This window comes from Bifidobacterium sp. ESL0798 (assembly GCF_029395415.1).
Taxonomy (GTDB): Bacteria; Actinomycetota; Actinomycetes; order Actinomycetales; family Bifidobacteriaceae; genus Bifidobacterium.
The window spans coordinates 1,935,629-1,961,136 of sequence record NZ_CP113914.1; the positions used below are offsets into that span (position 1 = coordinate 1,935,629).

17 protein-coding genes and 2 pseudogenes are annotated in these 25,508 nt (G+C 57.7%); 10 read left to right on the forward strand and 9 right to left on the reverse strand.

Annotation, left to right across the window (positions count from 1 at the left end; translation table 11 throughout):
* Nucleotides 1-104 precede the first annotated feature (104 nt).
* Nucleotides 105-1,103 (reverse strand): NAD(P)H-dependent glycerol-3-phosphate dehydrogenase, encoded by a 999-nt coding sequence (locus OZX74_RS07995; RefSeq protein ID WP_277156395.1) that lies wholly within the window; start codon nt 1,101-1,103, stop codon nt 105-107.
* Between the two features lie 129 nt (nt 1,104-1,232).
* Nucleotides 1,233-2,120 carry a lysophospholipid acyltransferase family protein gene (locus OZX74_RS08000; protein ID WP_277156396.1) on the reverse strand — a complete coding sequence of 296 codons (888 nt, stop codon included), beginning with the start codon at nt 2,118-2,120 and terminating at the stop codon, nt 1,233-1,235.
* 310 nt (nt 2,121-2,430) lie between these two features.
* Between OZX74_RS08000 and OZX74_RS08005 the strand changes: the two genes are divergently transcribed.
* Nucleotides 2,431-3,129 (forward strand): TetR/AcrR family transcriptional regulator, encoded by a 699-nt coding sequence (locus tag OZX74_RS08005; RefSeq protein ID WP_277156397.1) that lies wholly within the window; start codon nt 2,431-2,433, stop codon nt 3,127-3,129.
* Nucleotides 3,130-3,260: 131 nt separating this feature from the next.
* A complete protein-coding gene (locus tag OZX74_RS08010; RefSeq protein WP_277156398.1) occupies nt 3,261-4,580 on the forward strand; it encodes an MFS transporter in 1,320 nt (439 codons plus the stop codon).
* A 259-nt stretch (nt 4,581-4,839) separates the two neighbouring features.
* On the opposite strand, the gene OZX74_RS08015 is transcribed toward OZX74_RS08010, so the two are convergent.
* Nucleotides 4,840-6,249 carry a phosphatase PAP2 family protein gene (locus OZX74_RS08015; protein ID WP_277156399.1) on the reverse strand — a complete coding sequence of 470 codons (1,410 nt, stop codon included), beginning with the start codon at nt 6,247-6,249 and terminating at the stop codon, nt 4,840-4,842.
* Nucleotides 6,250-6,901: 652 nt separating this feature from the next.
* Between OZX74_RS08015 and OZX74_RS08020 the strand changes: the two genes are divergently transcribed.
* The 4 genes from OZX74_RS08020 to upp all read left to right on the forward strand — a co-directional run bounded on the left by OZX74_RS08020 (nt 6,902) and on the right by upp (nt 12,519).
* Nucleotides 6,902-9,130, forward strand: coding sequence for an RNA degradosome polyphosphate kinase (locus tag OZX74_RS08020; protein ID WP_277156400.1), 2,229 nt, complete (start codon nt 6,902-6,904; stop codon nt 9,128-9,130).
* Nucleotides 9,131-9,150: 20 nt separating this feature from the next.
* Nucleotides 9,151-10,569 carry an NUDIX hydrolase gene (locus tag OZX74_RS08025; protein WP_277156401.1) on the forward strand — a complete coding sequence of 473 codons (1,419 nt, stop codon included), beginning with the start codon at nt 9,151-9,153 and terminating at the stop codon, nt 10,567-10,569.
* Nucleotides 10,559-11,554, forward strand: coding sequence for a hypothetical protein (locus OZX74_RS08030; RefSeq protein ID WP_277156402.1), 996 nt, complete (start codon nt 10,559-10,561; stop codon nt 11,552-11,554). Before OZX74_RS08025 ends, OZX74_RS08030 begins: the two co-directional genes overlap by 11 nt.
* 326 nt (nt 11,555-11,880) lie before the next feature.
* Complete coding sequence (gene upp / locus OZX74_RS08035) at nt 11,881-12,519, forward strand: uracil phosphoribosyltransferase (RefSeq protein ID WP_277156403.1); 639 nt, start codon at nt 11,881-11,883, stop codon at nt 12,517-12,519.
* 137 nt (nt 12,520-12,656) lie between these two features.
* On the opposite strand, the gene OZX74_RS08040 is transcribed toward upp, so the two are convergent.
* The 3 genes from OZX74_RS08040 to OZX74_RS08050 form a co-directional block, all read right to left on the reverse strand.
* Nucleotides 12,657-14,684, reverse strand: a complete 2,028-nt coding sequence (locus tag OZX74_RS08040; RefSeq protein WP_277156404.1) for an AarF/UbiB family protein — start codon at nt 14,682-14,684, stop codon at nt 12,657-12,659.
* A 35-nt stretch (nt 14,685-14,719) separates the two neighbouring features.
* Complete coding sequence (locus tag OZX74_RS08045; RefSeq protein ID WP_277156405.1) at nt 14,720-14,989, reverse strand: phasin family protein; 270 nt, start codon at nt 14,987-14,989, stop codon at nt 14,720-14,722.
* A 142-nt stretch (nt 14,990-15,131) separates the two neighbouring features.
* A complete protein-coding gene (locus tag OZX74_RS08050) occupies nt 15,132-15,983 on the reverse strand; it encodes a substrate-binding domain-containing protein (RefSeq protein WP_277156406.1) in 852 nt (283 codons plus the stop codon).
* A 577-nt stretch (nt 15,984-16,560) separates the two neighbouring features.
* Between OZX74_RS08050 and OZX74_RS08055 the strand changes: the two are divergent.
* From OZX74_RS08055 to OZX74_RS08070, 4 genes and pseudogenes are all read left to right on the forward strand, one after another.
* A pseudogene (locus tag OZX74_RS08055) lies at nt 16,561-18,329 on the forward strand (glycoside hydrolase family 13 protein).
* 21 nt (nt 18,330-18,350) lie between these two features.
* Nucleotides 18,351-19,637: an MFS transporter gene (locus OZX74_RS08060; protein ID WP_277156407.1), complete on the forward strand. Its 1,287-nt coding sequence runs from the start codon at nt 18,351-18,353 to the stop codon at nt 19,635-19,637.
* Between the two features lie 250 nt (nt 19,638-19,887).
* A complete protein-coding gene (locus OZX74_RS08065; RefSeq protein WP_277156408.1) occupies nt 19,888-20,616 on the forward strand; it encodes a histidine phosphatase family protein in 729 nt (242 codons plus the stop codon).
* A gap of 95 nt (nt 20,617-20,711) precedes the next feature.
* Nucleotides 20,712-21,248 carry a hypothetical protein gene (locus OZX74_RS08070; protein ID WP_277156409.1) on the forward strand — a complete coding sequence of 179 codons (537 nt, stop codon included), beginning with the start codon at nt 20,712-20,714 and terminating at the stop codon, nt 21,246-21,248.
* Nucleotides 21,249-21,283: 35 nt separating this feature from the next.
* On the opposite strand, the pseudogene OZX74_RS08075 reads toward OZX74_RS08070, so the two are convergent.
* From OZX74_RS08075 to dnaB, 3 genes and pseudogenes are all read right to left on the reverse strand, one after another.
* Nucleotides 21,284-22,071: pseudogene (locus tag OZX74_RS08075) on the reverse strand (glutamine amidotransferase).
* Between the two features lie 5 nt (nt 22,072-22,076).
* On the reverse strand, nt 22,077-23,714 hold the full coding sequence (locus OZX74_RS08080) for a MurT ligase domain-containing protein (protein WP_277157473.1): 1,638 nt from the start codon (nt 23,712-23,714) through the stop codon (nt 22,077-22,079).
* Nucleotides 23,715-23,845: 131 nt separating this feature from the next.
* Nucleotides 23,846-25,285 (reverse strand): replicative DNA helicase, encoded by a 1,440-nt coding sequence (dnaB, locus tag OZX74_RS08085; RefSeq protein WP_277157474.1) that lies wholly within the window; start codon nt 25,283-25,285, stop codon nt 23,846-23,848.
* Nucleotides 25,286-25,508 lie beyond the last annotated feature (223 nt).

The window sequence follows — 25,508 nt, forward strand, 5'->3', positions numbered from 1 at the left end:
ATGCAGACCACGCCGACCCAAGCACGTTGAGCCAACTCTTCAAATTTCAAGACGAATTTCTCGCCATACCTTCACGTATTACATAATGTGGCGCAACGGTTGGGCTATTCCTCCGTAATATTTCCTTTGAGGAGCTCATGCAGCATCTGCTCGCAGGATATGCCACGATTGAGCACATCGTTCATCGCACTGGCAAGCGGCGTCGGCACGCCAAGCTGTTCGCCCATGCGCACCACGGCCTGCGTCGTGGGCACACCTTCGGCCACACCGTTGCTGACCTTCGTAGCCTCCTCGACGCTCATGCCGCGGCCGAGGTTCGCCCCGAATGTATAGTTACGGCTCAACGGCGAACCGCAAGTGGCAACGAGGTCCCCCACGCCGGCAAGGCCCAGGAACGTCTTGTCTTCGGCGTGCGAAGCCCTGCCAAGCGCCGCGAGTTCAGCAAGCCCGCGCGTCTCGATCATCGCGGCCGTGTTCTCGCCGTATCCTGCGCCGCGGGCCATACCCACCGCGAGCGCCACGACGTTCTTGAGCGATCCGCACATTTCCACACCGATGACGTCCGTGGTGACGAACGCCTTGAAATAGGGGGTCTGGCAGGCCTGCGCCACGATCTTGGCATTGTCGATGCTCTCGCACGCCACCACTGTGGCACCGGGCTCGCGGTCGGCAACCTCTTTGCTCAGGTTCGGCCCGGAAATCGCGACGAAACGCTCAGCCGGCAGGTCGCCCAACGCCTCACGCACCACTTCATCCATACGCTTGCCGGTGGTTCGCTCGATCCCCTTCATCAGTGAAACCACGATGGCCTTGGAGTCGATGAGCGGCGCGAAAAGCTCCAGTGCCTCACGCGCGTGCTGGGCCGCGATGGCGACCACCACAATCTGGGCGCCCTTCACTGCTTCCGCCCGATCGCCGGTGGCGGTCATGCTATCTGGAAGTCGCTTGACGCTGGGAAGGCGCATTTCGTTGCAGTGGTTGTCGCGTATGCCTTTCACGATTTCCGGCTCACGCGCCCACATCATCACGTCATTGCCCGCATCCGCGAGCACCTGGCCGAACGCCGTCCCCCAAGCGCCTGCCCCAAGTACTGTCGTCTTCATAATCTGCTCCTTCGCATCGCTAGCTTCTTCCATAATAGTGCCAAATATCGCATTCTGTTATGTTCGCCAAACACATGCCCTGACGTCAAGAACTCAACTATTGTGCCGCAATATCCGCTATTCCGCCAATCAGCGACGTGGTTTGCGGCTCATCGTCCGGAAATCCCAATAGCCCTCGGCGGGAGGCTCCTCGCCGCGAATCTCGGCCATGATGGTCTCCATCCGTTCACGGATACGTGTCGTCAGTTCCGTAACCAGCTCCATCGGCGGCTCGACACCCCAGGAATCGCTGTCTTTGAGCAGGTCACCGTAGTCGAGCACGTCGTCGTAGCACATCACCACGTTCTTGCGCGGCCACGGCCACCAATGGTTGATGCTCGCCGCCCCCCACGTCACCGCGCAATAGAGCGGCACCTGGAAGCCAAGCCGACGCGAGGACTCGAGCGCGATGATGCCGACACCATCCTTGAGACTCATCGGCCATTTGAGCGGGTCGCGCGAAAGCGTGCCTTCCGGCCATACAGTCAGCGGACGGCCGGAAGTGATGATATCGATGGATTCCTTTTCGATTTCCAAGGCTTTACCGCTACGCCGCGGCACCGGTTGCATGCCCACCAGCTGGAACCACTTACCGATAATCGGCCAATGCGCCATCTCCGCCTTCGCCATGTAACGCGGACGACGGCCCATGTGGAACAATGCATCCATGGGAACAAAAACGTCATACATCGTCACATGCGTGGCGGCAGTGATGAACGTCCCGGTTTCGGGCACGCGCTCGAGCCCCCACGCGTAGACCTTGCTGTGCGCGCGCAACACTGCGGAGACGGCGTCGAGCAAGCGCTTGGTACCCTTGGGATTCTGCGCCTCGATCTCGGCGGTGTTCGCTTTGCGCGGGCCGGTCGGGAAATACTGCGTCGGATCGACCAAGTGATGGCGACGCCCCAGAAGTTCTACTTGCGCATCGCTCAACGGTTTGACACTCGAACGCGGGGAAGGTTTTCCTTTGGAAGTCATGTCTCCATTGTGCCTCGGGGCGGCGAACTCGGGATGCGATCCGTTACCTCCAAGATAGGGTTCCACTTCATATCCACTTTTGATTGACGCTGACAGCATTGACATTAGTCAGGAAATGAAGAAGCGGCCTTGCAATATATAGAAAACTATTTAATAAGAACGACACGCCTACCTCATACCGACCGTTGGTATGTATAATGATGGCAACAGGATTTAATTGGTTTCGAACGAAAACGCAATAGATTCGCTTACCACTTACTGTCGTATCGGATATCACGAATCCGACAACACTTTGCAAAGGAGGCACCGCATGGCACGCAACGCACATCCGGAAGTGACCAGACGCCGCATACTGGATGCGGCACAAAAACTGTTCGCCGCCAAAGGCTACGAAAACACCTCGGTCCAAGACATCATCGACGAACTCGGAGACCTCTCAAAAGGCGCGATATACCACCATTTCAAGTCCAAACTGGACATCCTCGAAGCCGTCAGCGAGGAAGACAATAAGAAATCCTACGCACAATACGACGCCTTCCTAGAACGCGAAGACCTGAATGGTCTGCAGAAAATTCGCGAACTTTACCTCAGCACCATGAACGACCCGGAACACATCGAACGCCTGAAAGGCACACTCTCCACAGCCGATGACCCGCAGAATCTTGCCGAAAGCATTGGCATGTGGACACACACCCTACCTGGCGACATGCGCACGCTCATCGATTGCGGCATTGAGGACGGCTCGATCATCACGGATTACCCGCAGGAGGCCGCCGAACTCATCACCTTGCTGATGAATCTATGGTTCCTGCCGAATTTCTACCCCGGTACCCGCAGCGTTTTACGGCACCGCTCGCAATGCCTGGCCACCATCTGTGTTTCGCTCGGTGTGCCGGTAATCACCCGTGACATGACCGAGCAGTTCGCCGATTTCTATGCGCAGATTCAAAGCTCCGGCGCTGAAGACAATACCGAAACGGTAAAATTGAAACCTGAAAGTCAGGAATAAAAAAGCTCGGAGATAACGCTTCTTAACCACAGGTTCATAAATTCATGCAACTCACCGCAGATGATATGGAAAAACATTATCTAATTTACATACCGTCGGTCGGTATTAATTTTTAAGAAATCAGGAAGAACATGGGCGATCAAATCTACAAACCGACAACTTCGCCGCTGCGCTCCGGCAACTTCGTCCTGCTCATCGCCGGACAGGGGCTCTCGCTGTTCGGCAACACCATGCTGCGCTTCGCGATGTCGATGTGGGTGCTCGACGAAACCGGCTCAGCCACCGTTTTTGCGACGTTGCTTTCCATCTCCATTATTCCGACCATTGCCTTGATGCCGTTCGGCGGCGTCATCGCCGACCGCGTCAACCGCCGCACCATGATGGTCGTGCTCGACGCCGTCAGCGGCTGCGTGGTGCTCGCCGCAACCCTTGCGTTCGGCTTCATGCAAGTCCACACCATCGTCTCGATCGCGGTGCTGCTCATCACGCTTTCCGTCCTCGATGCGCTCGAATCCCCCACCGTCAGCGCCGCCATCCCCCAGATGCTCGGCAGAAGCAACGCCGTGCTGTTGCGTCGCGCCCAAGCGATTTCCAGCCAGGTCAACGCCATCATGCAGATCATCCCGACCTTCGCCGGCGGTGCGCTGTACGCGCTGATCGGCATCCGCACCATGATGGCCGCGACCACCATCTGCTTCTTTCTGACCGCCGGCCTGGAATGTTTCATCAAGCTCGACAACGTACGCCATCATCATGAAGTAACGAAAGCAAGTAAAACTAAACCCTCATCTGATAAACAGGACATGCTCAAGGTTTTCCTCACCGATATCCGCGACGCCGCCGTGTTTCTCAAGGCCAACCCGACCCTGCTGGAACTCTGCGCCGTCATCGCCGCCCTGAATTTCTTCTTGAGCGGCGTCTCCTCCGTCGGCTCACCGTATATCATCCGCACCGCGCTGCGTTTCGGCGCGGACGTCTACGGTTATTGCGACGGGATCATGAGCATCGTCTCGCTGCTCGACACCCTGCTGACCACAGCACTGGCCGCCAAGCTTCTGATGCGACACATGCCAGCGACCATCGCCGCCTCCGCCCTCTGTTTCGTGCCTATCGCCGTGGTCTTCACGCTGCCGATAGGGAGGCCCGCAAAACTGGTCACGTTCATCGCTTCATTCTGTCTGCTCACCCTGGCCATCGACTTCACCAACATCATTGTCAGCCCGACCCTGATAACGCTGATTCCCGACGAACTGATGGGCAAGATCGGCGCGTTCATTTCGACCATCAGCCTTTGCGCGACACCGCTGGGACAAATGGTTTACGGCCTGTTTTTCGACCGCATGGCGGTTGCGCCGATTATGGCCGGCACCGGCATCTGTCTTGCGATTGGTGCGTTAGTTCTTACGCCGATGTGCAGAAAGTTCGGAGACGAAGGTACCGGAAAGCCATAACCAAACCGGCAGAATCCTTTGCCTTCCCAACATGATGACAGATAAATGCTGCTTTTTATCTGCTTGCTTAACCTACCTAAATAAAAAGCAACATTTAGACGCTATTTTGTGTCCTTTTACCTACTAGGCTTACGCAAGCAAGTAAAAAGACACAAATGGGGATGGACCGGGACGAGGGTCGCGAGCCAGCCGATTTCCATTCCTACGAAACGCAGAAGGCACCATCCATGGATTGGCACGGATGGCATACCTACACTGCTTACTTCTGCGGCGGAGCGGGAGGCGCACCGACTAGGCCGAGCCGGGTCAGCGGGGAGGCGGTCAGCTGGCGAATGGCGAGCGTAAGGCCGAACATCAGGCAACCCACGCCGAGAATGGCGGCCATGGTCAGCGCGCATGCACCGTTCTTGGCCCACATCGCCATCATGTCGAGCCCCGGATAGATCTGCCAAAGCATGTAGCCGGCATAAGCGCAGGAAACAAGGCCGAAAGTGATCATGATACTGCCGACAATCTGGATGCTGGCCGACGACATGCGGCTGCCGGGGCTGTCCATCCCGGATTTGCGCGTGAACGCGAGTGCCAGCATCATCAGCCCACCACCGATCAACAGCGACATCAGCACGTCGGAGGGGCGGTGCCAGCGACCGACGATCAGCGACGCGGCGACAATGACGCCGTATGCTCCACCAAGCAACGCGACCAGCGCACGCCAGACGCGAGGAACCGCGACGAGCAGCACCAGCACCGCCCCCACGGCAAGCAGCGTATGCCCCGATGGAGCGCTGTTTTCATGAGTGGAAAGAACGCGGATGATCATCGGCCGCGGCAACAGCCGTTTGAGCCACGCGGCACCATACGCGACTACACCAAACACGGCCATCTGGCCGATCAGCCACCAGCGCTTGCGAACCGCCGCGACGATGAACGCGAGCACGGCAATGGCCAGGCTGATTACCACGATCACCACGCTACGGTTGAGCACATGCGCCGTCGCGATAATCCAGCCGGGAGCACTCGTATTGAAACTTTGCCATACGATTTCGTCAAAACTCTGGCCTTCCATGGTGTGCACGCCGAACCAATAGATCGCGGCCGCAGAGGCGAAGCAGAGCAGGGCAAGCACCACGGCGAGTACGCAGCTGGACACACGCGGGTGGACGGTCAACGGATCGATCCGGGCGAGCCCCTTTTCGATCTCATCCTCTTCTTTGGCGGCATCCTTGTTCGAGATTTTGCCGGCGAAGTCGATATCAGGCTTCCCGGAATAGGCGTCGGCAATGAAGGCGCTACTTGCCGAGACGTCGCTATCGCCCTCGAATACCGTATTTTGTTCACCAAAAGCCACAAAATTTACCGGTTCGGGCTCCTTCGGGTTCGAACTTGCTTCTTGCGACGTGGCAAACGGTTCATTGACCGACTGGGCTTTGTTCAAAGCACCATTAAACGGTTCATCGACGGCACTGACACGCGGGGTGCCGCCCGATTGTTCCCGCGCAGATGGTTCCGGCTGAGGTGCTGCAGGCGTCTGGCTAGCATTCTGGGAAGGCAAGGGGGTCTCGGCCTGAGCCCGTGGAGGCACGGGAATCTCGATTTTGGCCTGATTGCGCGATGCAGGCTCTTGAGAATCGTCGGCCGGTACTTTCTGCCCAATGGAATCGTCAGTCATGGTTTTCAGTGTAGATGGCGCAGACTACGAGCATGCTCGTGTTCGCAACTCAGGTCGGAATATCTACAAGTCACCCAAATATCCTGGGGCGCAAAACGCGACTCCTGCATATAACGACGCGGAAACGCTACTTAGAGGCGCCGCATGTGCAATGGTGCCGAACGTAAAAGGAGACCCGCCGAAACGGGTCTCCTGCAAGTCCAATCCGAACAGCAGATAACTTCACAACTCCATCGTCGTAACGGTAAGCTTTATCATCGGCCCGTTCAACGTAATAGTCATCGAGACCTTGTCTTTTTGTGGATCTGCCCTGTTCAGTTGTACTTGTAGTTCATATTATGTACCATCAGCCCGTCGAGTACAAACCAAAACCAGAGTTTGTGCACTATTGGTCAATGTCGTTTCTTTCCATCCTGTAATGCACATAAAATGTCGCGATTTGTTCTGTTCAACGAATCGGTTGTGCACTTCTGTCGTTTCATTATCCCTGCAGCGTAACCGTTGGGAATATGGAAGGAAAATGCCGAAATAAAACGTTCGATTCATACAGATTCAGCAAGAATCATGATGTGTTAAAAATTGGTTATCCACATATGGTGAATTTTGCGGTTCCAGGCTTCCATAGCTCTACGGTAATGCTTAGAGTAAGGATATGGCACAGATTTTTGACGCACCTTCGAAGGCATTGCTCCGCAGCCAGATTGCCGAGCACATCGCCGAAACCGAGAAGTCCGACAAGCGCAAGGCGCTGCCGGAAGAACAGCCCCTGCCGCCGGACCGTTATTTCGACCGCGAGCTGAGCTGGCTCAAATTCAACAAGCGCGTCCTCGAGATGGCGGAGGACCCCGAAGTCCCGCTCCTGGAACGCGCCAACTTTGCCGGCATTTTCGCCTCGAACCTCGACGAGTACTTCATGGTGCGCGTCGCCGGACTCAAACGCCGCATCGATACCGGCATCGCCGTGACGAGCGCCTCGGGCCTGAGCCCGCGCCAGCAGTTGCGCTCCATCAGCGAAACCGCACACGAGCTGCAGACCGAGCACGCCAACGAGGCCATCAAGCACATCCTGCCTGAACTGGCCCGCGAACACATCGTTCTGCTCAGTTGGGACCGGCTCACCAGCGCCGAGCAGGAACGGCTTTCACGCTATTACCGCCAGCAGGTCTTCCCGGTCCTGACACCGCTCGCCTTCGACCCCGCGCATCCGTTCCCCTACATTTCCGGCGGATCGCTGAACCTCGCCGTATTGGTGGAGAACCCGAACAGCGGCAAGACGCATTTCGCGCGCGTCAAGGTGCCCGACAACCTGAACCGTCTGGTGCCCGTCGACGACCTGACCGACGAGGAGAGCCGCGAGGAACGCTATGGCTTCATCACCATGGAGAACCTCATCATCGCCCACCTCGAATCGCTCTTCCCCGGCATGATCATCAAGGAGGCGCGTTCCTTCCGCGTCACCCGCAACGAGGATATCGACGTGGAGGAGGATGACGCCGAAAACCTCCTGAACGCCATGGAGAAGGAACTGCTTCGCCGCCGCTTCGGGCCGCCGATCCGCCTCGAGATCAGCGACGCCACCAGCCCGTTCCTCTCCCAGCTTCTGGCACGCCGTCTGCGCGTCAACGAGGAGGAGATCTTCCGTCTTCCCGCGCCGTTGGACATGAAGCTCATGTTCGAGCTGCAGGACATCGACCGGCCGGACCTCAAGAACAAGCCGTTCATCCCCACCACCAACCGTCAGATCGCCACCGTCGAGTCGAGCCGTGCGCAGGATATCTTCGCCGCCATTCGCGAGCGCGACATCCTTCTGCACCACCCTTATGATTCGTTCTCCACTTCGGTGCAGGCCTTCCTGGCCCAGGCCGCGGCCGATCCGAGGGTGCTGGCCATCAAGCAGACGCTCTACCGGACTTCCAGCAATTCGCCGATCATCGACGCACTGGTCGATGCCGCGCAGGCCGGCAAACAGGTCCTGGCACTGGTCGAGATCAAGGCACGCTTCGATGAAGACGCGAACATCGCGTGGGCCCGCAAGCTCGAACGCGCCGGCGTCCACGTCGTCTATGGCATCGTGGGTCTGAAGACCCACTGCAAGCTTTCGCTGGTCGTGCGTCAGGAAGCGGACGGCCTGCGTCGCTACTGCCACGTCGGCACGGGCAACTACAACCCGAAAACCGCCCGCCAGTATACCGATCTCGGCCTGCTGACCTGCGATCCAGTGGTCGGGCAGGACTTGACCCGCCTGTTCAACCAGCTTTCCGGTTACGCACCGCGCTCCAGCTTCCATCGCCTGCTGGTCGCCCCGCGCACGTGCCGCAGCGGCCTCATCCAGCGTATCCGGCGCGAGGAGGACGCGGCACGGGCCGGCCATGAAGCCTGGATCAAGATCAAGGTCAACTCCATCGTCGACGAAAAGACCATCGATGCGCTCTATCGTGCCAGCCAGGCCGGGGTAAAGATCGACATCGTCGTACGCGGCATCTGCGCGCTCAAACCGGGAGCCCCGGGCCTGAGCGAGAACATCCGGGTGCATTCCATCCTCGGTCGTTTCCTCGAGCACAGCCGTATCTACGCCTTCGCCAATTCCGCGGGTCCGCAGATCGGCGAGGGACCGACGGCCGGTCCGGAAGTCTGGATCGGTTCGGCCGACCTGATGCACCGCAACCTTGACCGCCGCGTGGAGGCCTTGGTGCGCATCACCGACCCCGAGGAGGTGGCCTCGCTCATCGACTATGTCGACCTGCAGATGGCCGATACCACCTCGTCATGGCACATGCAACCGGACGGCACCTATATCCGCCATTCGCACGATTTGGACGGCAAGCCTCTGGTCGATTGCCAGGAGCTGCTGATCAAGACCCATCAACGTGGCCGCAAGTAAGATCAAGAAGTAGGCGGTAAATGACCTCCGAGCTCAAACCATCGCACGTCGTTGAATCGGCGGGGGGCATACCCTACCGTTGGGTTGCCGCCGGCAAGGCCAGAAACCTCGACGAACGAGCCGAAAAAGCAGGCGAATTCGCCGAGGCCCGTGCCTCCCGCAGCACCAGCAAACGCAAGCGGCAAAGGCGCAAGCCGCCTCTGAGCGAAGCGGAAATCCACTTTCGTGCCATCATCACGCAACTGGAAGTCTGCCTGGTGCATCGTCCGAAATACGACGATTGGAGCTGGCCGAAAGGCAAACTCGAAGAGCATGAATCCAGCCGCCACGCGGCGATACGCGAGATGGAAGAGGAAACCGGCGTGCCGGTGGCCTTGGGGCCGAGCATCGGAGAAGTCGAGTATCCGCTCAATGCCGAGGGCAAAAAATCAAAGCACGCCAAAACCGGATCCAAGACCGGAGCGATCTATACCAAACATGTCGTCTATTGGATGGCCCATCCGATTGCGCCGGAAACCGCGAAAAGCCGGCAACGGGCCGTCGGTACCATCAAGCATGCGAAAACCAGCGAAATCGACGAGGTGAGATGGCTGGCCATCCCTCAGGCCCGAAAGCTGCTCTCACACCCGCTTGACCGTGATATCCTCGACCAATTCGTCGACCGCATCCAGGAAGGCGCGCTCAAAGCGCAGAAACTGATTATCGTGCGTCACAGCAAGGCCGTGGCCCGAAAGAAGTGGAACGGCACCGACGCCGACCGACCCATCATCCCCCGCGGTGCCGCCGCAAGTTTTGCGCTCGACCAGGAGCTGGGCTGTTACGCTCCGCAAAAACTCGCTTCGTCCCCCTGGCTGCGTTGCATGGAAACGTTGGAACCATATGCATGGCATACGGGACTTGAAATCACGCCGCTTCCGGCACTGACCGAAGATGCCTTCGCGGCCGACCCCGACGCGGCGTGGCAATGTGTTGCTGACGTCATTGACGATTTGTCCACCGACACCGATGCCACAGCCGCAGCCAATCGCGCCGTACGAGCCGGCACCAAAGCCGTGGTCAGGATCAGCGATAACGCCGATCCTGCCGGTAAGCCAGATGACAACGCTAAAGGAAATAAGCATAGCGAGAATTCAGATACGATCAATAAGGGAGATGCCGTCAACGGCCAGACTCCAAACGAAGCCGAAACAACGACTTCCGAAGATGAAAGCACGCCCAAGCAATATAGCCGTACGACCGCGATCTGCATGCATCGACCCGTCATCGGCGGTATTTTCGAGCACTTGCGCCTCATGTGCGCCTCGAAATCGCTGGGCAAACAGCTTATCGCCAAATCGCCTTACATGCCGACAGGCAATGCGGTAGCATTGTTCATCGTGAAAGACGCGGAAGGCCCGCGTATCATCGATATCCAAAGAATGGCTCCAGTTGTCTACTAACCCAGTGCATTACAGTTCCGGTTCCGTCAATTCCGCACATCCAGGCTTTGCGCCCGCCCGTACCGGATCGTCGCGTCCGGCCCGCCCCGCCCAGCTCGACCCGGCGTTGACCGAGAAGATGGCCGGCGGCATGGACCCTGAGGAAATCAATGAGATGAGCCACGCTTCGGCGCAGGCCATGCTCGATCGCGTGCACCATACCCAGGACCCACAAATCGTGCAGCGCGTGTTGACCTTGGTCGACCGCGAGGGCGTCGACATCATCGCGGAACTCTGGAGCAGGTCTGAGCCGGATTCGCTGCCTGGCATCCTTTGGCGGCTATACCTGCTGCGCACCTGGATGCGCAGGAACCAACGATCGCTTGCAAGCCTCTACCGTATCGCCGAACCCGAGGACACCGCGGCCTCGGCCATCGCCGGTGTCGACACGCCACCCAGCGCCGAAGACATCGTGCACACCGCGGATTCCATTCTTTCCGGGGCGTTCACCGGTGATTTTTCGGTCGCACTTCAGCGTGCTTCAGCCTTTATCGACGTCATCGCCAAAGGTCTTGCGATCCGCGCGAAAATGCTGACCGGCCGAGCACGGAAGATGGAGGCCGAGCAAACGGCCCGCCGCGAGGCACATATGCGTGAGCTGCAGCGCGAGGTCGAGACCGCAGAAGCTGCTGAGGCGGCGCAACAGGTTGCCGACGAGGCCTCGGATCATACAGATACACAAAACGCCAACGATAACGACAACCGCGACACGGCTTACGGCGACACCGACCGCAACGGTCCCGCCGCCAATCGTTATAATTCCGCTTTGCACGATGCGGACGACCGTTATCGAGAAGGCAAGGGCCCCGCGAGCTCGGCCGGCCCGGCCTCCAACGACCCGCGCACCGTCGCCGCGCGTCTCTTGCACACCGGCAGCAATCTGATGACGACTTCCGCGGATTTCCGCCACGGAGCCAGCCTCTGGCGTCAAGGAAAACTCGAGTAAGCCAGCGCGAAGCGCATCGGGCCAAATCAAAGTAATCCAGTGATTCTATGCGGAAGTTGGAGTAGCCCAGCGCCATGGAGCCCGGCCAAAACCATACTTTACGCGCTCGGCGTGTAAACGTAGGTTGACCCGTTATACTTGGAGACGCGCTGGACCGTGCTTAAGCCCCGGGCTTCATTTTTTGCCGCTGCGAGCGGCGTTCGCGCCGACAGGCGCTTTCGCGGTTCAGCGTTTTACTTTTTCTGTTAACCATCAAATTATTCCGTTATGGATAATATTCAGTTTTCGATTTTAAAAAAGACACGGCTAGGCATATCCTTGGAAGTATGCAAGTACATGTTTTGGATCACCCGCTAGTCGAGCATAAACTCACCGTTCTGCGGGATAAGAACACACCCTCCAACATCTTCCGCGAGCTCATCAGCGAACTGGTGACGCTCGAAGCCTACGAAGCCACGCGCGACCTTGACGTGGTCGACCGCGATATCGAGACGCCGATCGCCAAGATGACCGGCAAGCATCTCGCCAGCCCGCGCCCCATGGTCGTCCCGATTCTGCGCGCCGGCCTGGGAATGCTCGATGGCATGACCCGTCTGCTGCCCACCGCCGAAGTCGGATTCCTCGGGATGAAGCGCGACGAAGAGACGCTCGACATCATCACCTATGCCAACCGCCTGCCCGACGACCTCACCGGCCGCCAGTGCTTCCTCCTGGACCCGATGCTCGCCACCGGCGGCACCACCGTCGCGGCCACGCACTATCTGGCCGAGCGCGGCGCCAAGGACATCACCTCGATCAACATCCTCGCGGCCACCCCTGGCTTGAAGCACGTCGAAGAGACACTCGACCCGTCCATCGACTTCAAGGTCGTGGTGTGCGGCGTCGACAAGAAGCTCAACGAGCACGGCTACATCGTCCCTGGCCTCGGTGACGCCGGCGACCGTCTCTATGGCCTGATCGACTGAGCGGAATTCATATATATCAAAAAGCCTTTCCGAACAATCTTCCGGAAAGGCTTTCTTTTTATTTCAAGTTTATCTCAAGCGCAATCAGATGCGACCCATTAATTTACCTGATTCATACAGAGAAAAATATTCTCGCACTACTTGTTTTTGGCGGCTTTCTTCGCTTTGCGGCCTTTGAAATAGATGTCGAAAACGATCCAGGCACCAAGGATGAACGCGACGACATAACCCATGAAGCCGACCACGGGGATGCCGAAAACGATGGGTTTCATACCGGCGTAATAGACGATGGACGAACCGACGAACAGACCAACCACGATCAGCGCCATCGTAAGCCTGTTGACCATGTCGGAAATCTGCTTCAGCGGCTCCTCGCTGCCGATGACCTCCATATTCATCCGCAACTGGCCACGGGTGAGCATACGCATGGCGACCTTGCTCTCCGCAAGCGCATCGAGCGAGCCGTGCAGCGCCTTGTTGCCTTCGATGCCAAGCGACTTGATCTCGCCGGCGGCGACCTCGTCCAGGCGTTTGCTGGTAGTGGCATGGTCGGTGATGATCTGAATCATGTTGACGTCGGGAATGAATTCGTCAAGCAGTCCTTCGAGCGTGACCAGCGCACGGCTCATCGTAGTGACGGTCGAAGGGACCTCGATGCCGTGGCGCTGCGCAAGATTGGTCAGCGCCATCGCAAACTGCGCGATATTGAGGTCGGCAAGGTCGACTTTCCCGTATTCCTCCACAATCACATCGAGGTCACGGAGAAGCTGTGGATAGTCCTCCGAATCAGGCTCGGCATCCGCGAACCGCAGCAGGCCATCGGCGAGCGCCGGCGAATCCTGCTTGCCCACGGCGAATATCATCTGCCGCAGCAGCCGCCGTGTCTTGCGGTCGAGACGACCGACCATACCCAAATCAATCAGCACGATCTTGCCGCCGGAAATGATGACGTTGCCCGGGTGCGGATCGGCATGGAAGAAACCGTTGTCGAGAATCTGCGCCGCATAGTTGTCGACCAGCTTGGTCCCGATTTCCTTGAGGTCGTAGCCTTCCTCGATAAGCCTGCCGGTATGGTTGAGCGAAATGCCGTCGATATAATCCATCACCACAACGTGCTGGGTGCACAGGTCCATATACGGCTTCGGGCAATCCATATAGCGGTATGGTTTGCAAAAACGCTTGAATTCGGCCAGATGCCGGGCTTCTATCAAGAAGTCCGTTTCATCCTCGAAGGTGTCCCAAAGTTCCTCGACCACGCCTGAAAGGTCGATCACCTGCACAGTGGAGCCCATGAATTTCGTGGCTGCCTTGGCCACCGAACGCATGATGGAGACGTCCTGCGCCATCGTCTGTCGCACGCCCGGCCGCTGCACCTTCACCGCGACATCTTCGCCGGTGACCAAGGTGGCGCGGTGAACCTGGGCCAGAGAGGCGGAACCCAGCGGCTTGGGATCGATATCCGCGAAGATTTCGTCCACCGGGCACCCATATTCCCGCTCCAGCGTCTCCACGACGGTCTGATAGGGCATCGGATCGGCATCGGCGCGCAGCTTCGCCAACTCATCGCAATATTGCTGCGGCAGAATCTCCGAACGCATCGAAAGCATCTGACCGACCTTGACGAAGGTGGGACCGAGCGCTTCCAGCATCAGCCGCAACTTGCGAGGCGTCAACCCCTTGGTGATGTCGAACTGCCCCATGATCTTGACGATCTGGCCGAGACGTTTGGCCTTGCCGCGACGGGTCAGGTGGTAGCGTTGCGTAAACGACTCACGGCGCCCGAAAAGGCCGAATTCACCGGTTTCCTCGAAGACACCACCGGCGTTGTTTGTGTTCTCGCCGTCTTGAGCATTCTCGTCTTCAATATTTCCGTTTTCAGCATTTTCGACGTTTAAAGCGTTTTCGTCTTCGGAAACGACGTCAACCGTATCTGTCGCTGAGCTGGTATCCGTTCCGCAGGCAGCGTCTATCTTGTGAACCGCGTTCGTCTCCTTGGTTGCATCGGATAACTTAGTCTTGCCCGATGCTTTCGGTTCCGAAACGGTTCCATCGGCCTTTGGCTTCGCGGATTCGTTTTCTGATTTCAGCGTATCGTTATCGACGTTTTCCGTCTCATTTTGGGCATAGTCGCCCTTCAGCGCGGCATTGGAAACCTTGTTGTCCATCGTCACCTGAAATCAAAGTCAACAGCTATAGAGCTTTACTCGGCTTTTTCGTCGCTTTCAGCGGACTTGTCGGCAGCCGAAGTGCTGCCCTTATCCTCGGCGTTCTCGGCTTTCATATCGTCTTTGACTTCCTGCGCCTTGTGCTTGAGCTCGGTGTTCAGGGCTTTGCCCTGCTCGACCGTCAGCTCGCCCTTCTTGACCAGCGCGTCGACGATTTCCTGCCCCTTTTCAGCAGTGGTCGCCATTGCCCCGATGCCTGCAAGAACTATGGTGCGCAGCCCATCACCCAGTTTGTAATCAGCCATGATTCCTCTTTCACTAGTAGTGACACCCGTACTACTAATCTAGCCTATGAAACGGTCAGAATGACAATTCTTGATACAAAAGACCACGCGATTATGCCATCGGGAAACATGGAAAGCCTGCAATAAAACCGGCATTCACGGTTTACTGACGCACAGGACCCGTCGTTTTACGCAGCATAAGCATCGGGTTGAGCTTGGAATGAGGTTGTTCCAACGTTTCTCCACGCATCAACGCAAGTACCTTGTGCGCCGCAAGCCGCGACATCTCCACAGGACTCTGATGAATCGTCGTCATATTGACGGCGGCGGCGACATCGGTGTCGTCAAAGCCGATTACCGACATGTCCTGCGGAACGCGAACCCCGAATTTTTCCAATTCCGCCATCAACGGCACGGCAAATCCATCCGTTTCCACGCAAATCGCCGTGGGACGCGGATCCGAAGCGAGCAATTGCGCAGCCGCCGCGGAAAGCGCATCGGCAGGAGAACGGTAATCGCTCATTTTCCCCAGATCGATGCGATTGACCAGCCTATCCTCGAATCCCAAACGCTTTGCGGCCCTCATAAAAGCGTCGCCACGCAGCATCGTGCTGAATTGAAAATCCCCGGGAACCGGCCAGCCGACGAACGCGATGCACCGATGCCCTAGATTCTTCAACAGACCTACCGCTTCCATCATCGCCTTGTCGTCGTCAAGCAGGACCGAGGCATCAAAACCGTCAATCGTGCGCGAATCCAAGCCGACCACCGGAATGGTGAGCTTTTTGAGGATGCCGGATTGCTCGGAATTCAAGTTGATTGAGCAGACGATGACGCCATCGACATTGTCGTCGAAAGGAAGCCGTTCAAGGAAGGAATCAAGCTCGGAATGCGTGCTCACCGTACTGGGGATGATGTCGTATCCCTCAGGAGACAAAACCCCATAAGCCCCTTGCAGCACCGAGGAATCGAACCAAGTGTTCAGCGCGTCCGAAAACAGCAACGCCAGTCTCATCGTCTTACCGCTGGCAAGCGAAGAAGCGTTACGGGAGAATGAAAAACGCAGCTTCTTTGCGGCGTTCTTGACTTTGATACGCGTCCCCTCGTCGACCTTGTCAAGCCCACGAAGCGCCCTGAAACCGTCGAGTCGGAGACACCCGCCTCCAAAGCGACGTCATGAAGTGTAATCCTCGCCATGTGAACCTTCCCGTTGCCGAGCCGATTCAATTCTATCGGTAAGCGTGGCCGGAAACGGCAAAATCGTTGAGGTTTCCGCTTAAGTTAAGCCGGGTTCATCGACGAAGGCCATCGTTCGAGACGCAACCTTCCGTAGACCTCCATCTATGTTTACCTATCTTGTTATGACTTTAAATAACAGCGCTTGCATTACTTCATCAAGATGAAGATCCCTGATTTTTCGCCGATTACGACAAATATTTTTGTAATTTTGTTATCTATCTCGGATTTATTCCTTGGCTTGACAATTTTAATGCAAGCGCTATTATTACTTCTGTTGTTTATAATTTCATCACGATAATGAGATTATTGCTGGTATTCAGCGAGAATAACTCAGAAACTATAAAGGAGTAGTAATGGCGGAAACAAGTAATCTCACTAAAAATGACAGCGCTTTTACAAACGCAGACCTTTGGTGGAAACAGGCGGTGGTTTACCAGATTTATCCCAGAAGTTTCAAGGATTCGACCGGTTCCGGCCTGGGCGATCTCAAGGGTATCACCGGCAAGATGGACTATCTCAAGGCCCTCGGCATCGATGCGGTGTGGCTCTCTCCCTTCTATCCTTCCGAACTGGCCGACGGCGGCTACGACGTGCAGGATTACCGCAATGTAGACCCACGCTTGGGCACGATGGATGATTTCGACGCGATGGTCGACGCAGCGCACAAGGCCGGCATCAAGGTGGTCGTCGATATCGTACCGAACCATTCCTCCCGCCTGCACCCGTGGTTCCAGGAGGCGCTGAATTCCGAACCCGGTTCCGCGGCCCGCAACCGCTACATCTTCCGTGACGGCAAAGGCCCGAACGGCGACGAGCCGCCGACCAAGTGGATCGCCAACTTCGGCGGTTCCGCCTGGACGCGTGTGCCCGACGGCCAGTGGTATCTGCATCTGTTCGCCAAGGAACAGCCCGACTTCAACTGGGACAACCGCGAAGTGCGCGACGACTTCCTCAAAACTCTGAAATTCTGGTGCGACCATGGCACCGACGGCTTCCGCGTGGATGTGGCCGAAGGCCTGGCCAAGGACCTCGACCGTGATGACCTCGACAACTACGACGTCGATGCCATGCACATCACCGTCGAGGACGGCAGCCACCCGGTCTACGACCGTGACGAAGTGCACGAGATCTTCCGCGAATGGCGCAGCGAGGTTTTCGACAAGTACACGCCCGCCCGCTTCGCCGTGGCCGAGGCCTGGGTGCCGGCTTCGCGCCAGTACCTCTACGCCCGTCCGGATGAGCTCGGTCAGGTCTTCAACTTCAAGTTCGCCGAATGCAACTGGCTGCGTGACGAGATGCACGAGGCCATCGAAGACGGCATCGCCTCCGCCGAACGCACTAACGGCTCCACCTCCACATGGGTGATGGGCAACCACGACGTGCCGCGCAGCGCCTCGCGTTACGCGCTGCCGCAAATCAAGACCGACAATGGTCTCTACCATGCTGTGGCCAACGACTGGCTGCTGCGTAACGGCTCCACCTACCACGAAAACCGTGAGCTGGGCACCAAGCGCGCCCGCGCCGCCGTCATGCTGGAAATGGCGCTGCCAGGCTCGGCCTACGTCTATCAGGGCGAGGAACTCGGGCTTTTCGAAGTTGCCGACATCCCGTGGGACGAGCTCGAGGATCCATGGGCCTTCGGCACCCGTCGGGACCTCACCAAGAAGGGCCGCGACGGTTGCCGTGTGCCGCTTCCGTGGCAGGCCGAAGCAAGCACATTCGGCTTCTCCCCGCCAAGCAGGCCGATGGTAGCAATACCGAAAAACCGCATCTGCCGCAGCCTGCGTGGTTCTCAGACTACGCAGTGGACAGCGAAGAGGCCAACGACGATTCCATGCTCTCGCATTATCGCCGCGTGCTGAAACTGCGCCACGAGCTGCAGACGCCCGACACCAGCCTGACCTGGCTCGACGACTACGACCACCAGACCGACGCCCACGACGGCGCCGACGGCAATCTCGGCGGTTCCATCGCCTACCAGCGTGCCAACGGCTGGACGAACATCACCAACTTCAGCGCGACCCCGATGGCTCTGCCCGAAGGAGAAGTGCTGCTAAGCTCCAGCCCGCTTACCGCAGACGGCAAGCTGCCGCAGGACACTTCAGTGTGGATGAAACTGTAAGTAAAGGACGAAACAATTATCATGACTACAGCTACAAATCAGGCCGCCACGACGTCGAATCCGGAAAACGGGCAGAAAGATGCACGCCCTCGCTTTGAATCGGCACGTTATATCATCGGCATGTTCGTCTATAACACGCTGCTTTATGTCGGTTTCACCATGGTCGGCAGCACTCTTATGCCGCAACGCCTCAAAGACATCGGCGTCGCCAACCCGAGCGCCACGCTCGGCGTAATCAACGGCGTTGGCGCAGTGATCTCCATGTTCATCAACGTCTTTATCGGCAGCATGTCCGACCGCACCCGTTCGCGCTTCGGCCGTCGTACGCCATGGATTGTTTCCGGTGCCGTCATCTGCGGCATCTGCTTCTACATGACCGGCCTGCCGACCATCGGCATCGGCGTGGGCATCGCCTACTGCATCTCGCTGATCGGGCTGAACATGATGATCGCACCCATCACCGCAATCCTTTCCGATCGCGTTCCTGAGAAGGACCGCGGCACGGCCTCCGCGGCATTCGGCGGCGGCGCTGTCATCGGCCAGGGTCTTGGCAACCTGCTGGCGGCTCAGTTCGTGGCCAGCACTCGGCTCGGCTTCGTCATCTCCGGCGTCATGCTGCTCGCCGCAGGCTGGATCTCTATGGCTATCCTTCCCCGCGAGCATTCGAACCTCGATACCCCAAAGAACAACGAACCGGTCTGGAAGGTCATCGTCCACGCCTTCACCCCGCCGATCAAGGGCGCCTCTGATTTCTGGAAGGCTTTCATCTGCCGTACCGGTCTGCTCATCGCCTATCAGATGATCACCGCCTACCAGCTTTACATTCTCGAGGACCGTATCGGCCAGACCAAGACGCAGGCCGGAGCCGTCATCGCCACGATGTCCATCATCACCATGATCGTCTCGCTGATTGCGACCTTCCTCTCCGGCCCGATCTCAGACATCATCAAGCGCCGCAAGCCGCCGATCATCTTCGCCTGCGCGCTCTATGCCATCGGCATCGCGCTGGCCTGGCTCATCCCCACCCCTACCGGTATGTTGCTCTTCGCGGGTGTCGCCGGATTCGGTTACGGCATGTATTCCGCCATCGACCAGGCGCTGAACGTCGACGTTCTGCCCAACCCGCAGGAAGCCGGCAAGGACCTCGGCTTCATCAACATCGCCACCTGCGCCGGCCAGGCCATCGGCTCGGTCTTTACCTCGACCATCGTCGCCGTCAGCGGCGGCTACACCATGGTGTTCCCAGTCGCAATTGCGATGACCGTCATTTCGGCCGTCGCCGCCATCCTCATCAAGAGGGTGAAGTAAGGGAACCACAAGATTGAAGGCGCGCCTGTCAACCGAAAATGTGAGTTGGCAGGCGCGCCTTAATAATAATTATTGTCATACTTTTTGCTTTATAACCCTGTTTCTCAACGCACCGCACGCAACCAATGACGGACGATGACGAAGCCTTCGTTACCTTTTCGCTTGCTTCAAACGGATTCTGCTTGGGAAAACCAAAAATCATCCCTGCGTATAGCCTTGAGGTAGCAGGCAACAAAGGAAGCAAAGAACAATGAAACCGACAATCATCTATCTGGCCCGACATACCGAAACCACTTCGAACACCATGGGGCTCATGCAGGGATGGTCGGATTTCCCGGTGACCCGGCACGGACGCGACATCATCAAGTGCTTCGGACTGGGCCTCAAAGGTATCGTTTTCGACGCAGCCTATTCCGGTTCGCTGCCACGCCACTACAAGACCGCTCAAGGCGCGCTTGACTACTCTGGCAATGGAACCGTCGAACTCATACGTGACCCGGATCTGCGCGAGGACAATTTTGGCAGCTTTGAGGGACGTTCCGGCAAAGAAACGAATCTGGCGGGAGCCAATTATCTCGGCTATCCGACACTGGAGGCCGGCCTAGCCGATCGCGGCACCATAATCAATCTGGACATTCAGGACGCCTGGCACGATCTGGACGCAAAGAATGTGCTCAATACCGACCTTGACGCCAGTGTCCGTGCGGAAACTTCAGATGACGTACGCAAGCGCATGAAGCGTGCGATGACCAAGATCGGCGAGGCGGAAGCAAAGCACGGCGGTGGCAACGTATTGGTCGTCAGCTCCGGCCTGAGTATCCGCCAATTCCTCTTCCTCATTGATCAGACGCTTGATTTCACCGGCCCGAAAAACACGGCGACCACCAAACTGCGCTATGAAAACGGCACTTTCAGTATCCTCGGCCAGCCATATTCGATGGAATATTACGAACGAGGCAAAGCCAGCCTGTCAGATTGATTGATTCGATATCCCAGCAATTGTATACAACGATATTGATTATCGTTAAATATATAAAATATCAATTCAGATAACCATATGGACAGAAACCGAATATGGGTAAATTAGTTAATATCTTCGATAACGCCGCAACCATGGAGATACCGGACGATTTCAAGTGCGATTCACCACAAAAAACACCAGTCCGGCGAAGAGGTGACATTGGCGAAATCAAAGACAAACCTCAGATATGGCACAGGCTGTTTCACATAACATACAACGATTCTCCGCGTATTTACTTTTATAATCCAAGCAAACCCGATACACGCATCGTTTGCTCGGATTCAACCAGTGCACCATGGTCTTCTGATTTAGCCCGAACAGCCAAAATCTTGGAAAACGCCGTATACACAACCTATAAAAACCCATCTAGCGTCAAAGCCATCATCCACCACGACAAAAACGGCGAGCCGCTGGTGGCCATGACATATAGCCTGACGGTTAAGACAGGAATATGGTATGTCTTGACGATTAGCTTACCGATTCGCGGGCACATGGACGGCATAACGATGAAATGCACAACTGAAGATGCTGGAATCAGGTGGAAGCAGTTCATGACCGCTGCCGATTCCATCACGATTCTCGAACCCTGATACTGCCTTGCTGCCGTGGCTTTGCTATCCGGTTACTACCGCGGCCTTGATGAAGCGACATGACGGGCGCTGGCAGCCAGGGCGTCGATATGAGCGAGTTCGGCTTGCTGCTCCTGCTCTGCTGCGGCTGGAATTGGCCGTAGCGATGTGTCGCGGCGGCGCGGATGAGGAAGTCGGAAACCTTGGGGTTCTTGGGCAACAACGGGCCGTGCATATAGGTGCCGATGACGTTATGGACACGGGCGCCTTCACTATGATCCTCACCATTGTTGCCGCAACCCTCGTGGTCGACATGGCCGAACGGTGTCACACCGTCACGCAGGAACGTCTGGCCGGAATGGTTCTCGTAGCCGATGACATCGCCGAACCGGTCGGAATGCTCCAGCAGATTGCCGATCATACGCTTCTCGCGGCCTTCGGTATAGACCCCGAAGATGCCGATGCCATCGAGTCTGGTGCCGTCGATGGTCTCGAAATACTCACCGAACAGCTGATACATGCCGCAGATCATCAGCATCGGCACGTCATTTTGCACCAAGGCACGCAAGGTGTCCGCCCGTTTGAAGAAGTCATCGGAAATCTTTTCCTGCCCGCTATCCTGCCCGCCGCCGCCAAGGATCATGTCGACATGCTCCGGCCACGGGTCGCCTTGGTTGTAGGCGTGGATGACCGGCTCGTAGCCATACAGCGCAAGCCGGCGCTTGATGGTGAGCACATTGCCCCAGTCGCCGTAGATATTCATATCCTTGGGATAGATGGACATCACGTCGATCGGACGGGCAGCCTGCGGCTCTTGCGAATTTTCGTTCTGTGTTTCGGTCATCGCTCTCACTTCCCCACCCCGGCGTCGGCGACTTCGGCGTATTTGCCGAGCTCCGAGCGCACCTTGAGCATCGCGGTATACGTGCAATAGATATGTTTCGGCGTGCCAGGATCGGCCGTGACGAATTTGCGCACGGCCTCCTCGACGTTCGTATCGGTCTGCCCGACCGTGACACCTTCATATTCCAGCCGCAACGCCATATCCCACGCGCGAACGCCCGAGACCATCTTCACGCCGGTGCCGCGCAGCGAAGTGAAATCGACATCCCACAGCCAGCTCATGTCACGACCGTCGGCATATTCGTCATTGATGACGATCATCGTGTCGTGGCCGTCAGGAGCAAAACTGGAAAGCGACATCCTGAAGCCCATCGGATTCTTGACCAGCAGTAGCTCGACCGGGGCGCCATCGACCTTGATGACCTCTCCGCGACCGAAGGCCGGGGTGACGCGTGAAAGGGCGCGCATCAGGCGTTCGTCGCGCGCCCTGGGCAAAGTGGTGTCCGCGTTCTTGATCTGCTCGGTGACCGCGCGCACCACCGCGAGCGCCGCAGCCGCATTGAAGAGGTTGTAGACGCCCTCGAGCTGGACCGTGGTCTCGAACTCGGCGTCGTCCATCACGAATTCCGCCTCGTGGTCGCCCACACGGCTGAGCACCACGTCCGCAAGACGCTGAGAAGCCAGCGAATCAGCCAAAGCCGAGGAAGCGGAAACCGTCTCCCGCGCGTCGAGCTTGGGGATGATTCTGTTGCCTGACGAATCGAATATGTCATGCGACTTTACAGCGCCGGTTTGGCTATCGGCTGCTTTTGCTGCCATCGACGTAGAAGTTGTGTCCGGGCCCTGCAAATCGGCCGCGCTATCAGAGGTTTTCTTACCGGTGTCGCCGCCCGAGCGGAAGGCTGCTATAGGCGCGACGGCACTGGCCAACGCCGTATTGACGCCCTCCACCTTTGCTGCGGCTTTTTCGGCGGCGGACAAATCCCCGGCATGCATGTCATCGTCGGAGGGGAACAGTTTGCGCAGCTCGTCGGAAAGCCCGAAATAACGGACCTGCGTGCCCTGTGGCACCACGTGGGCGAGCGCCGCGATCCGTCGGTCCTCACGGTTCAAGACCACGGTTCCGGTCGTGTTGGCAGCGACGTGGCTCAGCAACCGCGCCGTATTGTCGATCTCGCCGAAGCGGTCGAGCTGATCGCGCATGACATTCAGAAGCAAGGAATACCGCGGCTTGACTTGGTGCACGAAATGTACCGCATACGCCTCATCGAGCTCCAGCACCGCGATGTCGGCATCAAGCTTGCCCCCAGCCGAAACTTCGGTCAAGAGCGCCGAAACGACGCCACGGGTGAAGTTGGAGCCGGTGGGGTTGGTGAACACCTTGAGATTGAGGTCCTTCAAGATCGAGGCGATCATGCGGGTGGTCGTGGTCTTGCCGTTGGTTCCCGAAACCAGAACAACGCCGTAAGGCAACTGGCCAAGCGTACGCTCCAAAAACGTCGGGTCGATTTTCTCCACGACCTCGCCAGGCAACGCGCTGCCGCCATGGTGCAGCAGGCGCGAAAGCCCACGAACAGCCTTGCCGATGGCAGGCGTGGCGAACGCGTTGAACGGCTTGCGCGATGTCGAGGTTTTGTTCTGCATGTCGTCGTGTTCCTTATCGCCGGCAGAAATGTCTGCATTATTGTCACGAATATTCATGATTCATCGACCTTCTATAAGCGTAACCGCTGAACCGACGATTGGCCGAAGGGCTTTGTGTGGTATAGCGACCATCAGATCCCCTGGTTGAAATCCTGCGGCATATCGTGGAAGCGGGAGTATTCGCCTTGGAAGGCGAGCGGGAACGTGCCGGTTTTGCCGTTACGGTGCTTGGCCAGGATGATGTCAGCCTCGCCAGGCCTATCTTCCTCGTTGTAGAAGTCGGGACGATGGACCAGGAAGACCACGTCGGCGTCCTGCTCGATGGAGCCGGACTCACGCAGATCGGCGAGCTGCGGCTTCTTGTCGTTACGCATCTCGGGGCCGCGGTTGAGCTGAGAAAGCGCGACCACCGGCACCTCAAGCTCCTTGGCGAGCAGCTTCAGCGCACGCGAGAAGCCGGAGACCTCCTGCTGGCGGCTCTCCTCCTGCTTGCCCGAGCTCATCAGCTGCAGGTAATCGATGACCACGAGTTTCAAGTCGTTGGTCTGCTTCAGGCGGCGGCATTTCGCGCGAATCTCCATCAGGCTCATGTTCGGGCTGTCATCGAGGAACAGCGGCGCGTTCTGCATCGCGGTCCAGAAATCGTTCAGCGTGTTCCAGCGCTCCGGGGTCAGGCTGTCGTTGTCCGCACGGCGCAGAGCGACCAGCGGGATGCCGGTTTCGGCGGAGATGATACGCTGGGCCAGCTCGGTTTTGCTCATCTCGAGCGAGAAGATGACGGTGGTCAGGTTATTGTGCAGCGCGGCCGAACGCGCGAAGTCCACGCCCAGCGTCGACTTGCCCATTGCCGGGCGGCCGGCGACCACGATCATCTGGCCGGGCTGTAGGCCCTGTGTCTCGTCGTCGATGCCCTTGAAGCCGGTGGGTACGCCCTTCTCGATGGTGCCGTTCTGCAGGGCGTCGAGTTGGTCGAGCGCGTCGTGGACCACCGGGCCGATGGCCTCGTAATCCTGCCGCACCTTGCCGACGCTCATCTCGTAGACCTCGGACTGCGCGAGGTTGACCACATCCTCGGCCTGCGAACCTTCCGCGGAATAGCCGAGCTGGGCGATTTTCGTGCCGGCGGCGATGACATTGCGCAGGATGGCGCGTTGGTGGACGATTTCGGCGTAATACGTAGCATTGGCCGCGGTCGGTACGGCGGCCACCAGGCTGTGCAGGTAATCGGCGCCGCCCACCTTTTCGAGATTGCCGTCTTTTAAGAGCGTGTTGGCGACCAGCACCGCGTCGACGGGCTCGGAGGCAGAAAACAGCGTGATGATTGCTTCGTAGATGGTCTGGTGCTTGGGCTGGTAGAAATCGGTGACGTCGATCATCTGCGAGACTTCGCCGATGGCGTCCTTGCTCATCAGCATCCCGCCCAACACGGCCATTTCCGCGTCGTCATCATGCGGCGGGATACGGTCGAACAGCGTCGCGTTGTTTGCGGAAGTGTCGCCGTTAAAGCTATCTTTACGTGTGTTGAAGTCGCGGTTCGAGCGCGTCGAATCCCAGGATTTTCCGTCAGCCATGCCGTCAAGCATAACCAGTCTGCCATAAAAAATCAGCGTTTCGAGCGCCCTTCCTCCGAAAGCTCTACAACACCACAGCGAAAATGTTCATTTCACTTTCGACCTCACACGATGACACGCACGGACTTTTCCATGTGGACAAGAAAAAAGAGTTATCCACATTTTGGGCGTGTCACTGGGGATAATGCACAAAGTTATCCACACCATGGGGATAACTCTGTGT